The organism is Micromonospora sp. NPDC005299 (assembly GCF_042872345.1).
In the GTDB taxonomy this organism is placed as follows: domain Bacteria; phylum Actinomycetota; class Actinomycetes; order Mycobacteriales; family Micromonosporaceae; genus Micromonospora.
Window position 1 is genome coordinate 117,497 of the sequence record NZ_JBIAKG010000012.1, and the last position, 12,406, is coordinate 129,902.

The 12,406-nt window shown below is 73.1% G+C and carries 13 protein-coding genes; 8 read left to right on the forward strand and 5 right to left on the reverse strand.

Features of this window, described 5'->3' with window-relative positions; all coding sequences use genetic code 11:
* Window positions 1–8: 8 nt before the first annotated feature.
* Window positions 9–920 carry a sulfate adenylyltransferase subunit CysD gene (gene cysD, locus ACFYPD_RS28125; protein ID WP_387119722.1) on the forward strand — a complete coding sequence of 304 codons (912 nt, stop codon included), beginning with the start codon at window positions 9–11 and terminating at the stop codon, window positions 918–920.
* Window positions 921–994: 74 nt separating this feature from the next.
* Window positions 995–2,248 (forward strand): sulfate adenylyltransferase subunit 1, encoded by a 1,254-nt coding sequence (locus tag ACFYPD_RS28130; RefSeq protein ID WP_387119986.1) that lies wholly within the window; start codon window positions 995–997, stop codon window positions 2,246–2,248.
* A gap of 72 nt (window positions 2,249–2,320) precedes the next feature.
* Here ACFYPD_RS28130 and galK read toward each other — a convergent pair whose 3' ends face one another.
* Window positions 2,321–3,481: a galactokinase gene (galK, locus tag ACFYPD_RS28135; protein ID WP_387119725.1), complete on the reverse strand. Its 1,161-nt coding sequence runs from the start codon at window positions 3,479–3,481 to the stop codon at window positions 2,321–2,323.
* Complete coding sequence (gene galE / locus ACFYPD_RS28140) at window positions 3,478–4,407, reverse strand: UDP-glucose 4-epimerase GalE (protein ID WP_387119989.1); 930 nt, start codon at window positions 4,405–4,407, stop codon at window positions 3,478–3,480. Before galE ends, galK begins: the two co-directional genes overlap by 4 nt.
* A 223-nt stretch (window positions 4,408–4,630) precedes the next feature.
* On the opposite strand from galE, the gene ACFYPD_RS28145 reads away from it, so the two are divergent.
* The 6 genes from ACFYPD_RS28145 to ACFYPD_RS28170 all read left to right on the forward strand — a co-directional run bounded on the left by ACFYPD_RS28145 (window position 4,631) and on the right by ACFYPD_RS28170 (window position 9,165).
* Window positions 4,631–5,632, forward strand: coding sequence for a hemolysin family protein (locus ACFYPD_RS28145; RefSeq protein ID WP_387119728.1), 1,002 nt, complete (start codon window positions 4,631–4,633; stop codon window positions 5,630–5,632).
* 33 nt (window positions 5,633–5,665) lie between these two features.
* On the forward strand, window positions 5,666–6,691 hold the full coding sequence (trpS, locus tag ACFYPD_RS28150) for a tryptophan--tRNA ligase (RefSeq protein WP_387119731.1): 1,026 nt from the start codon (window positions 5,666–5,668) through the stop codon (window positions 6,689–6,691).
* 41 nt (window positions 6,692–6,732) lie between these two features.
* On the forward strand, window positions 6,733–7,290 hold the full coding sequence (locus ACFYPD_RS28155; RefSeq protein WP_387119734.1) for a 2'-5' RNA ligase family protein: 558 nt from the start codon (window positions 6,733–6,735) through the stop codon (window positions 7,288–7,290).
* A 57-nt stretch (window positions 7,291–7,347) separates the two neighbouring features.
* Window positions 7,348–8,283 (forward strand): YihY/virulence factor BrkB family protein, encoded by a 936-nt coding sequence (locus ACFYPD_RS28160; protein WP_387119737.1) that lies wholly within the window; start codon window positions 7,348–7,350, stop codon window positions 8,281–8,283.
* Window positions 8,280–8,654, forward strand: coding sequence for a GntR family transcriptional regulator (locus ACFYPD_RS28165; RefSeq protein WP_387119740.1), 375 nt, complete (start codon window positions 8,280–8,282; stop codon window positions 8,652–8,654). The genes ACFYPD_RS28160 and ACFYPD_RS28165 overlap by 4 nt, the downstream gene beginning before the upstream one ends.
* 73 nt (window positions 8,655–8,727) lie before the next feature.
* Window positions 8,728–9,165 carry a hypothetical protein gene (locus tag ACFYPD_RS28170; RefSeq protein WP_387119992.1) on the forward strand — a complete coding sequence of 146 codons (438 nt, stop codon included), beginning with the start codon at window positions 8,728–8,730 and terminating at the stop codon, window positions 9,163–9,165.
* Between the two features lie 4 nt (window positions 9,166–9,169).
* Here the strand turns inward: ACFYPD_RS28170 and ACFYPD_RS28175 are convergent, their stop codons facing one another.
* The 3 genes from ACFYPD_RS28175 to ACFYPD_RS28185 form a co-directional block, all read right to left on the reverse strand.
* Window positions 9,170–9,517: a VOC family protein gene (locus tag ACFYPD_RS28175; protein WP_387119995.1), complete on the reverse strand. Its 348-nt coding sequence runs from the start codon at window positions 9,515–9,517 to the stop codon at window positions 9,170–9,172.
* 34 nt (window positions 9,518–9,551) lie between these two features.
* Entirely contained in the window at window positions 9,552–11,186 is a 1,635-nt protein-coding gene (locus tag ACFYPD_RS28180) for a glycoside hydrolase family 13 protein (RefSeq protein ID WP_387119743.1), read from the reverse strand.
* A gap of 140 nt (window positions 11,187–11,326) precedes the next feature.
* On the reverse strand, window positions 11,327–12,400 hold the full coding sequence (locus tag ACFYPD_RS28185; protein ID WP_387119746.1) for a LacI family DNA-binding transcriptional regulator: 1,074 nt from the start codon (window positions 12,398–12,400) through the stop codon (window positions 11,327–11,329).
* Window positions 12,401–12,406: the final 6 nt, after the last annotated feature.

The following is a 12,406-nucleotide window of genomic DNA, read 5'->3' on the forward strand; positions in this document are numbered from 1 at the left end:
TTCGTGTCATGACGGCCCCCGCCGCGTACCAGGTGTCCCATCTGGACGCGCTCGAGGCGGAGAGCATCTTCGTGATGCGCGAGGTCGTCGCCGAGATGGAGCGCCCCGTGCTTCTCTTCTCCGGCGGCAAGGACTCGATCGTGATGCTCCGGTTGGCCCAGAAGGCGTTCGCCCCGGCCAACATTCCCTTCCCGGTGATGCACGTCGACACCGGGCACAACTTCCCCGAGGTTCTCGAATACCGGGACCAGCGCGTCGCCGAGCTGGGTCTCCAGCTCATCGTGGCCAGCGTGCCGGAGGCCCTCACCAAGGGGCTGGTGCGCGAGTCGGCCGACGGCATGCGCAACCGGATCCAGACCCCGGTGCTGCTCGACGCGGTGGAGAAGCACCGCTTCGACGCGCTGTTCGGCGGCGCCCGCCGGGACGAGGAGAAGGCCCGCGCCAAGGAGCGGGTGTTCAGCTTCCGCGACGAGTTCGGCCAGTGGGACCCGAAGAACCAGCGCCCCGAGCTGTGGGCGCTCTACAACGGGCGGCACCACCCGGGCGAGTCGATCCGGGTGTTCCCGCTCTCCAACTGGACCGAGCTGGATGTCTGGCACTACATCGCCCGGGAGCGGATCCCGCTGCCCTCGATCTACTACGCGCACCAGCGCGAGGTGATCGAGCGCGACGGCATGTACTACGCGGTCAACGAGTTCTTCCGCGCCCGCGCCGGCGAGCAGCCGTTCAAGGCCCAGGTGCGGTACCGGACCGTGGGTGACGCCTCCTGCACCGCGGCGGTCCGCTCGGACGCCGACACGGTGGAGAAGGTGATCGAGGAAGTGGCCGCGACCCGGATCACCGAGCGCGGCGCGACCCGCGGCGACGACCGGGTCAGCGAGGCCGCCATGGAGGACCGCAAGCGGGAGGGCTACTTCTGATGGGTGCAGAGACGCTGGCACCAGACGCGACGGACGGCGCGGCTGCCGCCGGGGCCGGGCCGGAGGCCCGGCAGATGGACCTGCTGCGGTTCGCCACCGCGGGCAGCGTCGACGACGGCAAGTCGACCCTGATCGGCCGGCTGCTGTACGACACGAAGTCGCTCTTCACCGACCAGCTCGCCGCCGTCGAGGCGGTCAGCGCGGCCCGGGGCGACGAGTACACCAACCTGGCGCTGCTCACCGACGGCCTGCGCGCCGAGCGGGAGCAGGGCATCACCATCGACGTGGCGTACCGCTACTTCGCCACGCCGCGGCGGAAGTTCATCATCGCCGACACCCCGGGGCACATCCAGTACACCCGGAACATGGTCACCGGCGCCTCCACCGCCGACCTGGCGCTGATCCTGGTGGATGCGCGCAAGGGCCTGGTGGAGCAGTCCCGCCGGCACGCGTTCCTCTGCTCGCTGCTGCGGGTGCCGCACCTGGTCCTCTGCGTGAACAAGATGGACCTGGTCGACTGGTCGCAGGAGGTGTTCGAGCGGATCGCCGACGAGTTCACCGCGTTCGCCGCGAAGCTCGACGCGCCGGATCTGACCGTGGTGCCGATCTCCGCGCTGCAGGGCGACAACATCGTCACCCGCTCGGAGAACATGCCCTGGTACGAGGGCCCGTCGCTGCTGCACCACCTGGAGCGGGTGCACATCGCGTCCGACCGCAACCTGGTCGACGTCCGCTTCCCGGTGCAGTACGTGATCCGGCCGCAGTCCACCACCGTCACCGACTACCGGGGCTACGCGGGCCAGGTGGCCTCGGGCGTGCTCAAGGCCGGCGACGAGGTGATGGTGCTGCCCTCGGGCTTCACCAGCCGGATCGCCGCCGTGGAGACCGCCGACGGCCCGGTGGACGAGGCGTTCCCGCCGATGTCGGTCACCGTCCGGCTGGCCGACGAGATCGACATCTCGCGCGGCGACATGATCTGCCGGCCGAACAACGCCCCGGCCGTCGCGCAGGACATCGAGGCGATGATCTGCTGGATGGACGAGAGCCGCCCGCTCCAGGTCGGCGGCCGGTACGCCATCAAGCACACCACCCGTTCGGCCCGGGCGATCGTGCGCGGGCTGCACTACCGGCTGGACATCAACTCGCTGCACCGTGACGAGACGGCCGGCGAGCTGAAGCTCAACGAGATCGGCCGGGTGCGGCTGCGCACCACCGTCCCGCTGCTGGCCGACGAATACCGGCGCAACCGCACCACGGGCGGCTTCGTCATCATCGACGAGGCCACCAACCGCACGGTCGGCGCCGGCATGATCGTCGAGGCCGGCTGACCGGCGCGCGCCGCCACGTGGTGAGGAAGGGCCCCCGGTCAACGCCTGGCGTTGACCGGGGGCCCTTCCTTTTCAGTCGAGGCGGGTGGCGCCGGGCGAGGGGAGGACGGTGAGGGTGCCGGGCGCGGCGAAGCCGCGGTCGGCGTACGCGGCGGCCACGGCGGCCGCCACGGCGTCGGCGGCGTCCGCGTCGACCAGGGCGAGCACGCAGCCGCCGAAGCCGCCGCCGGTCATCCGCGCCCCGTACGCCCCGGCGGCCAGGGCCGCCTCGACCGCGGTGTCGATCTCCGGCACGGTGATCTCGAAGTCGTCCCGCATCGAGGCGTGCGAGGCGGTCAGCAGCGGGCCGATGTCGCGGACGCGCCCGGCGCGCAGCAGCTCGACCGTGTCGAGCACCCGCTGGTCCTCGGTGACCACGTGCCGGACCCGGCGGCGGGTCTCGGAGTCGTCGAGGCGGGCCAGCGCGGCGTCCAGGTCGGCGGTGGCGACGTCGCGCAGCGCGGCCACCCCGAGCGCCTTGGCGGCCCGCTCGCAGGACTTGCGGCGGGCGGCGTACTCGCCGTCGGCGTGCCGGTGCGGGGCGTGGCTGTCGACCACCAGCACGGCCAGCCCGGCGGCGTCCAGGTCGAACGGGATCTGCTCGACCTCCTCGGTGCGGCAGTCGAGGAAGAGGGCGTGCCCGGACCGGCCGCGGATCACCGCGGACTGGTCCATGATGCCGGTGGGCGCGCCGACGTAGTCGTTCTCGGCCCGCTGGGCGAGCCGGGGCCAGCGGTCGGCGGGGAGGTCCAGCCCGCCCAGCTCGACCAGGGCGGCGAGCACGGCCGCCTCGATGGCCGCCGACGAGGAGAGCCCGGAGCCGACCGGCACGTCGGAGGCGATGGCCAGCCGGGCGCCGGGGACGTCGTGGCCGGCGGCGCGCAGCGCCCAGACCACCCCGGCCACGTAGGCGGCCCAGCCGTCGACACCGCCGGGCTCGTCGGCCTCGGCCGGCCCGAACTCCACCGGTTCGTCGTCCAGCTCCGACCAGACGGACCAGCGCCCGTCGTCGGCGACCGCCGCGGCCACGACGGTACGCAGCGGCAGCGCGAAGGGCAGCACGAACCCGTCGTTGTAGTCGGTGTGCTCGCCGATCAGGTTGACCCGGCCGGGAGCCGCCCAGCGGCCCGCCGGCTCCGCGGCGTACCGCTGCCGGAAGCTGGCGGTGGCGCGGGCCGCGACGTCACCGCTCACCGTTGCTCCAGGATGTGCGTGCGGTAGAACTCCCAGGCGTCGCCGACCATGTCCTGGAGGGTGGGCTTCTCCGGCACCCAGCCCAGCTCGGCGCGGGCCAGCGCGGAGGAGGCCACCAGCTCGGCCGGGTCGCCCTCGCGGCGCGGGGCCACCTCGACCGGCACCGGGTGCCCGGTGACCTCGCGGACCACCTCGATCACCTGCCGGTTGGTGAAGCCGTTGCCGTTGCCCAGGTTGTAGATCCGGTGCCGGCCGCCGGTGGCGGCGTGGAGGGCCAGCAGGTGCGCGCGGGCCAGGTCCTCGACGTGGATGTAGTCGCGGACGCAGGTGCCGTCGACGGTGGGGTAGTCGTCGCCGAAGAGCTGGAACTTGTCGCGCCGGCCGGCGGCCACCTCGAGGGCGAGCGGGATGAGGTGGGTCTCGGGGTCGTGTCGTTCGCCGATGGTCCGCCCGTCGTGCCGGTAGGCCCCGGCCACGTTGAAGTAGCGCAGCGAGACGGCGGCCAGGTCGTGCGCGACCGCCTCGGAGGTGAGCGCCATGTCGACGGCCAGCTTGGTGGCCCCGTAGGTGTTGGTGGGGGCCTTGACGGCGGTCTCCGGGATGGGCAGCTCGGTGGGGTTGCCGTAGACGGCGGCCGTGGAGGAGAAGACCAGCCGGGGCACCCGGGCGGCGCGGACCGCGTCGATCAGGGCGAGCGAGCCGACCGTGTTGTTCTGCCAGTAGAGCTCCGGCTTGACCATCGACTCACCTGCGGCGATCAGGGCGGCGAAGTGCAGCACGCCGTCGAAGCCGGCGTCGGGGGTGAGCACCCGGGCGGCCTTGTGGATCGGCAGGTCGACGTGGGTCGCCTCGGGGGCGAGCGCCTCCCGGTGGCCGGTGCGCAGGTCATCCAGGACGGTCACCTGGTGACCGTGGTCGAGCAGCATCCGGGTCACCACGCTGCCGATGTAACCGGCGCCGCCGGTGACGAGCAGTTTCACGTCGCTCCTCCTGCCTGGCCGCGTGCCGCGGCGTCGTGATCACCCTACGGCCGCGGGCTGTGGCGCGGCTGCGAGTGGGGCCGTCCGCTATTCCACCACAATCCTTCATGATTGAACAGATCCGAACATCGGCCGAGGTGTCCGGCGTCCGCTGTCTACCATCCTTGTCATGCGGGAGGGAGGTGGTCCCGGGCCCCGGCGACGCCCGCCGGGGCGGCCGAGACGCGAACCCGGACCCGTGGCCCGGACCGTGGCCCGGCTCGTGGTGCGCGCCGCCGACGGCGCCACCCGCCTGGTCACCGACCTGCTCGGCGCCAGCCCGACCGCCGGCCGGGAGCGGATCAGCGAGGCCGAGCTGCGTGACCTGGTCGCGGCCAACACCGTGCTCGATCCGGACGAGCGGCGGATCATCGACGAGGTGCTGGTGGCCGGCGCGCGGCTGATCCGCGAGGTGATGGTGCCGCGTACCGAGGTGGTCTTCCTCGCCACCGGGCTCACCCTGCCCCAGGCCGAGCGGCTGGTCCGGACCGAGCCGCACACCCGCTACCCGGTGGTCGACGGCACCCACGACGATGTGGTCGGCTTCGTCCACCTGCGGGACGTGCTGCTGCGCCCCGAGCGGGACCCGCGCGCCACGGTCGGCGAGCTGACCCGCGAGGTGAAGCGGCTCCCCGGCAGCAAACGGGTGCTGGCCGCGCTCACCGAGATGCGCCGGGAGGGCCACCACCTGGCCGTGGTGGTCGACGAGTACGGCGGCACCGCCGGCATCGTCACCTGCGAGGACCTGGTCGAGGAGCTGGTCGGGGAGATCCACGACGAGGACGACGTCCCGCCCGATCCGGCCCACGCCGGCCTCCCCGCCGTGGTCGACGGCCGGCTCAACCTGGCCGACTTCGCCGAACGCACCGGGGTGCCGCTGCCGGCCGGACCGTACGAGACGGTCGGCGGCTTCGTGATGGCCGCCCTCGGCCGGCTGCCGGTCACCGGCGACGAGGTGCCGGTGGCCGTCGACCCGGACGACCCGCCCGGCGGCTGGCTGCTGCGGGTGGTGGCCCTCGACGGGCGGCGGGTGTCCCGCCTCGCGGTCTCCACGGCCCGCCTGCCCGAGCCCCGGCGCGAGGTCACGGCCCCGCTCCCGCCTGTGCCCGCCCGACCCACCGGCCCGTCATGACGGACGCCGGGGCTTGCTGACAGAATTGCCGGCATGTCCGACGTACCTGCCCGCCCGCGCGTCTTCTCCGGCATCCAGCCGACGGCCGACTCGTTCCACCTCGGCAACTACCTGGGCGCGGTACGACACTGGGTGGCCCTGCAGGAGAGCCACGACGCGTTCTACTGCGTCGTGGACCTGCACGCGATCACGGCCGGGCACGACCCGAAGGTGCTCAAGCAGCGCACCCGGGTCGCCGCCGCCCAGCTCTTCGCGGTCGGTCTCGACCCGGAGCGCAGCACCCTCTTCGTCCAGTCGCAGGTGCCCGAGCACCCGCAGCTGGCCTGGGTGCTCGGCTGCATCACCGGCTTCGGCGAGGCGAGCCGGATGACGCAGTTCAAGGACAAGTCGCAGAAGCAGGGCAGCGAGCGGGCCAGCGTCGGCCTGTTCACCTATCCGATCCTCCAGGCCGCCGACATCCTGCTCTACCAGGCCCACGCGGTGCCGGTCGGCGAGGACCAGCGGCAGCACCTGGAGCTCTCCCGCGACCTGGCCCAGCGGTTCAACTCGCTGTTCGGCCCGACCTTCACGGTGCCCGCCCCGCACATCGTCAAGGACACCGCGAAGATAACCGATCTGCAGGACCCGACGGCCAAGATGTCGAAGTCGTCCTCCTCCCCGGCCGGCATCATCGACCTGCTGGAGGAGCCGGCCCGCTCGGCCAAGAAGATCCGCTCGGCGGTCACCGACACGGGCCGCGAGATCGTCTTCGACGCCGTGGGCAAGCCGGGCATCTCCAACCTGCTCACCATCTACTCGGCGCTCTCCGGCCGCGGCATCGACGACCTCGTCGCCGCGTACGACGGCAAGGGCTACGGCGACCTGAAGAAGGACCTCGCCGAGGTGGTCCGGGAGTTCGTCACCCCGATCCAGGAGCGCACCCGCGCCTACCTGGACGACCCGGCGCAGCTCGACAAGCTGCTCGCGCAGGGCGCGGAGAAGGCCCGCGGGGTGGCCGCCCCGACGCTGCGCACCGCGTACGAGCGGATCGGCTTCTTCCCGCCGGTCCGGTTCGAGTAGCGGCCCGGCGGGAACGGGTGTCGCAGTCGGTGGCCGGAGGGATGGCGCGCAGCGTGGATGGCAGGGACGGGGTGCCGGACGCCGGTGACACGATCCAGATCGGGATCGCGGTCGACATCCCGGAGCCGTGGGGCGGGATGCTCACCCGCCGGCGGATCGAGGCGGGCGATCCGCAGGCCGTCCCGGCGCACGTGACCCTGCTCGGGCCCACCGAGATCCCGGTGCGCGCGCTGCCGGCCGTCGAGGAGCACCTGGCCCGGGTGGCCGCCACCCACCTGCCGTTCACCCTGCACCTGCGGGGCACCGGCACGTTCCGGCCGGTCACCCAGGTGGTCTTCGTGGCGGTGGCCGCCGGGATCAGCGAGTGCGAGCTGCTCGCCGCCGCCATCAACGCGGCCCCCGAGCTGCACCGCGAGGCGCGCTTCCCCTACCACCCGCACGTCACGGTGGCTCAGGACGTGCCGCCGGAGGTGCTTGACAAGGCGTACGAGGACCTGGCCGACTTCTCCGCGCTCTTCGAGGTGGAGGCGTTCACCCTCTTCTCGCACAGCGGGGCCACCCGGTGGCAGCCCCGCCGCGACTTCCGCCTCGGCGGCTGAGCTGAGCGCGCGGCCGGCCTGCCTTCCGGGGGCGGGCGGATCGGCGAGGATGGCGGGGTGAACGTCATCGGCCGGATCGAGGCGGCGCTCGGTCGCCGCATCGACGCGGCCCGGGCCCGGTCGTCGATCTTCGACCACGTGTGGCGGGCCGGGACGCTCTACGCCGACCTGCTCGCCGGCCGGCTGGCGGCGGCGATCGCCTACTACGGCTTCTTCGCCGTGTTCGCGCTGGCCCTGGTCGGCTACTGGATCTTCGGCACGATCCTCCAGGACAACCGCGAGGTGAGCAGGGCAGCGGCCGACTTCCTGGACGAGAACCTGCCCTTCCTCGACCCGCAGCAGATCGCGCAGAGCAGCAACACCGTCGGGGTGATCGGCCTGGTCATCCTGGTCTTCACCGGGATCGGCTGGGTGGAGGCGATCCGCTCGTCGCAGCGGCTCATGTACGGCTTCAACCAGCAGCCCGGCAACCTGGTGGTCCGCCGCCTGGTCGACCTGGGGGTGCTGGTCGCGGTCTTCGTGCTGCTCGGTCTCTCGGTGGCCGCCGTGGACGCGCTGGAGTCGCTGCTGCGCTTCCTGCTGCGCAGCACCGGGTCGGTCGGGCTGACCACGGTCAGCGCGGTGCTCAGCGTGCTGATCAACGCGGTGCTGGCCACGGCGCTGCTGCTGGCGGTGCCCCGGCTGCGGATGAGCCGCCGCCGGCTGCGCCCGGCGGTGCTGATGGTGGCCATCGGCATCACCCTGCTCAACACGGTGGGGCGCTACTACGTGGTGCGCACCGAGCGGAACCCGGCCTACACCGTGGTGGCCACGGCGGTGGGGCTGCTGCTCTATCTCTACCTGCTCAACCAGATGGTGCTCTTCGGCGCCGCGCTGGCGGCCACCAGCCGCTACGGCCGGGTGGTGGACCTGGCCGAGGGCGGCGGCGCGCGGGACGTGGACGTGGAGATCGACGAGGAGACCGACCCGGGTACGCCGGGAGGGGCGGGATGAGCGCCCGGATCCGGATCGAGCCGGACTCGGCGGTGCCCCCGTACGAGCAGGTGCGCGGGCAGTTCGCCGCCATGATCGGCGACGGTCGGCTGCCGGTCGGCACCCGGCTGCCCGCGGTCCGGCAGCTCGCCGCCGACCTGGGCCTGGCCGTGAACACCGTGGCGCGGGCGTACCGGGAGCTGGAGTCCGCCGGGCTGGTGCAGACCCGGGGCCGGCACGGCACCGTGGTGGCCCCCGGGCGCGACGACGCCACCGACCGTCTGCACCGCGCCGCCACCGCGTACGCCGCCGAGGCGCTCCGCCTGGGCGTCCCGCCGGACCGCGCCGTCGCCCTGGTCCGTGCGGCTCTGGACGCCGGTACGCACGGGTGAGAGCGACCGCCGGGGAGGGGGAGTTGGCGTGAATGAGGCGCACGTCCGCGCCGCGACCGACCATGATGGGCCGGTGGGCGCACTCGTGACACTGGACCTGCCGGACGACTCGCCGCTGCTGGGCCTGCCGTGGATCATCACCTTCGGCCCGCTCGGCGACGACGACGAGTGGGAGCCGGTGGTCTGCGGCCCGTACGAGCGGCCGCACGCGCTCGCCCTGGCCGAGGCGGTGGTGGCCGAGGAGCAGCTGATGGCGGTGGTGGAGCCGCTGCTGCCGGCGCTGACGCCCGAGGAGATCCGCGGCGAGATCGCCGCCGCGCAGATCGCCGCCGAGGACGAGGCGGCCCGGGTCGACCAGGCGGACCTCTACGGCGACTTCGAGGACGTCATCGACGAGGAGTTGGAGCTGGCCGCCGAGCGGGAGCCGGAGCCGGCGGCCCCGCCCAGCCGGGACGAGGTGCGGGCCGGTCTCGCCCGGATCGCCGAGCTGCTCACCACCCGGGGAGCCTGACGGCTCAGCTCGGCCGCCGGTCGAGTACGCAGAACTCGTTGTCCTCCGGGTCGGCGAGCACTACGAAGCCCTCCGTGCCGGTCTGCCCGACGTCGACGCGCCGGGCGCCGAGCCCGATCAGCCGGTCGATTTCGGCCACCGGGTCCCCGTCGGAGACCAGGTCCAGGTGGAGACGGTTCTTGCCGCGCTTTCGAGGGTGTACTGCGCCACGTGTGCGGTCATCACCAAGTGGTACCCCACGGTCCCAGATGGACACCGACCCCTCGGGAACGGGAAGTCCCCGAGGGGCCGGTGCCACCTCACCCCCCACCACAAGGGGTCGGTAGCCCAGCCGCCCGTCGGCGCGGGGCACAACGGACGACCAGGTCAATGGCGGGTTACCCGGCTCAGCGCCGTTCGAACCACGCAGCTGCGTCCACCGGCAGGACGTGCCCGTCGCCCCGCTCGGTGAGGTCGGCGCTGGCGACGACCGGCCGGCCGTGGCCGGCGACGGTCACCTCCGCGCCGCTGATGTTGACCACGCAGGTCAGCTCGGCGTCCCCGGCGGCGCGGCGGAAGGCCAGCACCCCGGGCTCGGTCTCCAGCCAGGTGATGCCGCCGATGCCGGCCAGCGCCGGGTGCTCGTGCCGGATCCGCAGCGCGGTCCGGTAGAGCTCCAGCGTCGAGCCGGTCGCGCCGGCCTGGGCGGCCACCGAGAGGGCACGCCAGGTCGCCGGGGCCGGCAGCCAGCTCAGCTCGCTGCCCTTCGGGCCGAAGCCGTACGGGGCCAGCTCGCCGCTCCACGGGATCGGCACCCGGCAGCCGTCCCGGCTCTCTCCGGTGCGCAGGAACGCCGGGTCCTGCCGCAGTTCGTCGGGCAGGTCCAGCACCTCGGGCAGGCCCAACTCCTCGCCCTGGTAGACGTAGGCGCAGCCGGGCAGGGAGAACATCAGCAGGGCGGCGGCCCGGGCGCGGCGCAGGCCGACCTCGCCGTCGCCGTAGCGGGTGACGTGCCGCTGCCGGTCGTGGTTGGAGAGCACCCAGGTGGTCGGGGCGCCGACGATGGTCGACTCGGCGAGCGCGGTGTCGATCACCTTGCGGAACGAGTCGGCGGACCAGGTGGCGTCGAGGAAGTCGAAGCTGAACGCCTGGTGCAGCTCGTCCGGGCCGATGTAGCGGGCCAGCCGCTGCGGGGTCTCCGCCCACGCCTCGGCCACCGCCATCCGGCCGCCCGGGTAGCTGTCCAGGATCGGCCGCCAGGCGCGGTAGATGTCGTGCACCTCGTCCTGGTCGAAGTAGGGCAGCCGGCCCTTGCCCAGCAGCTCGGACTGGCGCTGGCCGGTGGTCATCGAGTTGAAGCCGACGTCCGGCAGCCCCTCGGCCTTGATCATCCCGTGCGCCACGTCGATGCGGAACCCGTCCACGCCGCGGTCGAGCCAGAACCGGAGGACGTCCTCGAACTCGGCGCGCACCTCCGGGTGGCGCCAGTTGAGGTCGGGCTGGGCCGGGTCGAACAGGTGCAGGTACCACTGGCCGTCGGCCACCCGGGTCCAGGCGGGGCCGCCGAAGATGCTCTCCCAGTCGTTCGGCGGCAGCTCGCCCTGCTCGCCCTTGCCCTCCGCGAAGAGGTAGCGCTCGCGCTCGGGGGAGCCGGGGCCGGCGGCGAGGGCCGCGGTGAACCACGCGTGCGCGCTGGAGGTGTGGTTGGGCACCAGGTCGACGATGATCCGCAGGTCCAGGGCGTGCGCGTCGGTGATCATCGCGTCGAAGTCGGTCAGGTTGCCGAAGAGCGGGTCCACGTCCCGGTAGTCGGCCACGTCGTAGCCGGCGTCCACCTGGGGCGAGGTGTAGAAGGGGGTCAGCCAGAGCGCGTCCACCCCGAGGTCGCGCAGGTACGGCAGGCGCTGCCGGATGCCCTGGAGGTCCCCGACGCCGTCCCCGTTCGCGTCCGCGAAGCTGCGGACGTAGACCTGGTAGACGACCGCGGACCGCCACCAGTCGTCGTCGGCGGTCAGCGGCGTGGGGTGGGGGGCGGAGGTCATGGGTGTGGATCCCCGTTCTCTGGCGCGGGACGGCGGTGCCCGGCGCGGGCGTGGGTGGGCGCAGGGGGGCGTCTCAGCAGAATGCCGCCCGAGCGCTGCAAGAGTCAATCATTCCTTGCGCAAGAAATGACGGCAAGGGGTCAGGCCGGGACGGCCAGGGTGGCGGGGTCGACGGAGGTGGGCCGCTGGCCGCCGCCGGCCGGGTGGGCCACCGCGGTCGAGCCGCGTACCACCAGCTCGGGCCGGAACAGGTACTCGGAGTTCGGGGCGGCGTGCCCGTTGATCTCGTCGACGAGGGCGCGGACGGCGGCCACCGCCATGGCGGCGACCGGCTGGCGCATGGTCGTCAGCGGCGGATCGGTGAAGGCCATCAGCGGGGAGTCGTCGTAGCCGACCACCGAGACGTCGTCGGGGACGGCGAGGCCGCGCTGCCGGGCGGCCCGGATCGCGCCCAGCGCCATCAGGTCGGAGCCGCAGACCAGGCCGGTGACGCCGCGCTCGATGAGCCGGCCCGCGGCGGCCTCGCCGCCCTCGACGCCGAACAGAGAGAGTTCGGCCAGCTCGCCGACCTCCGCCTCGGTCGTGCCGACCAGCCGGGTCATCGCGCTGCGGAAGCCGGCCACCCGGCGCTGCACCGGCACGAAGCGGTCCGGGCCGGTGATCAGGCCGATCCGCCGGTGGCCGAGCGCCACCAGGTGCGCGACGGCCAGCTCGGTGGCCTCACCGTCGTCGCACGAGACGAAGGGCGCCGCGATGCCCGGCGCGTACCCGTTGATCATGACGATCGGCAGCGGGCGGGCGATCAGCGCGCGGTACCGGTCGTGGTTGGCAGCGGTGTCGGCGTGCAGGCCGGAGACGAAGACGATCCCGGAGACCTGCCGGTCGAGCAGCATCTCGACGTACTCGTCCTCGGTGACCCCGCCGGGCGTCTGCGTGCAGAGCACCGGGGTGAACCCGCTCTGCGCCAGCGTCGACTCGATGACCTGGGCGAAGGCCGGGAAGATCGGGTTGTCCAGCTCGGGCACGACGAGGCCGACGAGCCCGGCGCTGCGCTTGCGCAGCCGGGCGGGACGCTCGTAGCCGAGCACGTCGAGGGCGGTGAGGACGGCCTGCCGGGTCTCGGGGGCCACTCCGGGGCGGTCGTTGAGCACCCGCGACACCGTGGCCTCGCTGACTTCGGCCTGTTGGGCGATGTCGGACAGTCGAGCGCGCATGGCGGC

Bases quoted from the DNA above. Each gene is read 5' to 3' on its own strand.
- cysD (WP_387119722.1), top strand. From the start codon at position 9: ATGACGGCCCCCGCCGCGTACCAGGTGTCCCATCTGGACGCGCTCGAG.
- ACFYPD_RS28130 (WP_387119986.1), top strand. From the start codon at position 995: ATGGACCTGCTGCGGTTCGCCACCGCGGGCAGCGTCGACGACGGCAAG.
- galE (WP_387119989.1), bottom strand. From the start codon at position 4,407: ATGCTGCTCGACCACGGTCACCAGGTGACCGTCCTGGATGACCTGCGC.
- ACFYPD_RS28145 (WP_387119728.1), top strand. From the start codon at position 4,631: ATGCGGGAGGGAGGTGGTCCCGGGCCCCGGCGACGCCCGCCGGGGCGG.
- trpS (WP_387119731.1), top strand. From the start codon at position 5,666: ATGTCCGACGTACCTGCCCGCCCGCGCGTCTTCTCCGGCATCCAGCCG.
- ACFYPD_RS28155 (WP_387119734.1), top strand. From the start codon at position 6,733: ATGGCGCGCAGCGTGGATGGCAGGGACGGGGTGCCGGACGCCGGTGAC.
- ACFYPD_RS28165 (WP_387119740.1), top strand. From the start codon at position 8,280: ATGAGCGCCCGGATCCGGATCGAGCCGGACTCGGCGGTGCCCCCGTAC.
- ACFYPD_RS28180 (WP_387119743.1), bottom strand. From the start codon at position 11,186: ATGACCTCCGCCCCCCACCCCACGCCGCTGACCGCCGACGACGACTGG.
- ACFYPD_RS28185 (WP_387119746.1), bottom strand. From the start codon at position 12,400: ATGCGCGCTCGACTGTCCGACATCGCCCAACAGGCCGAAGTCAGCGAG.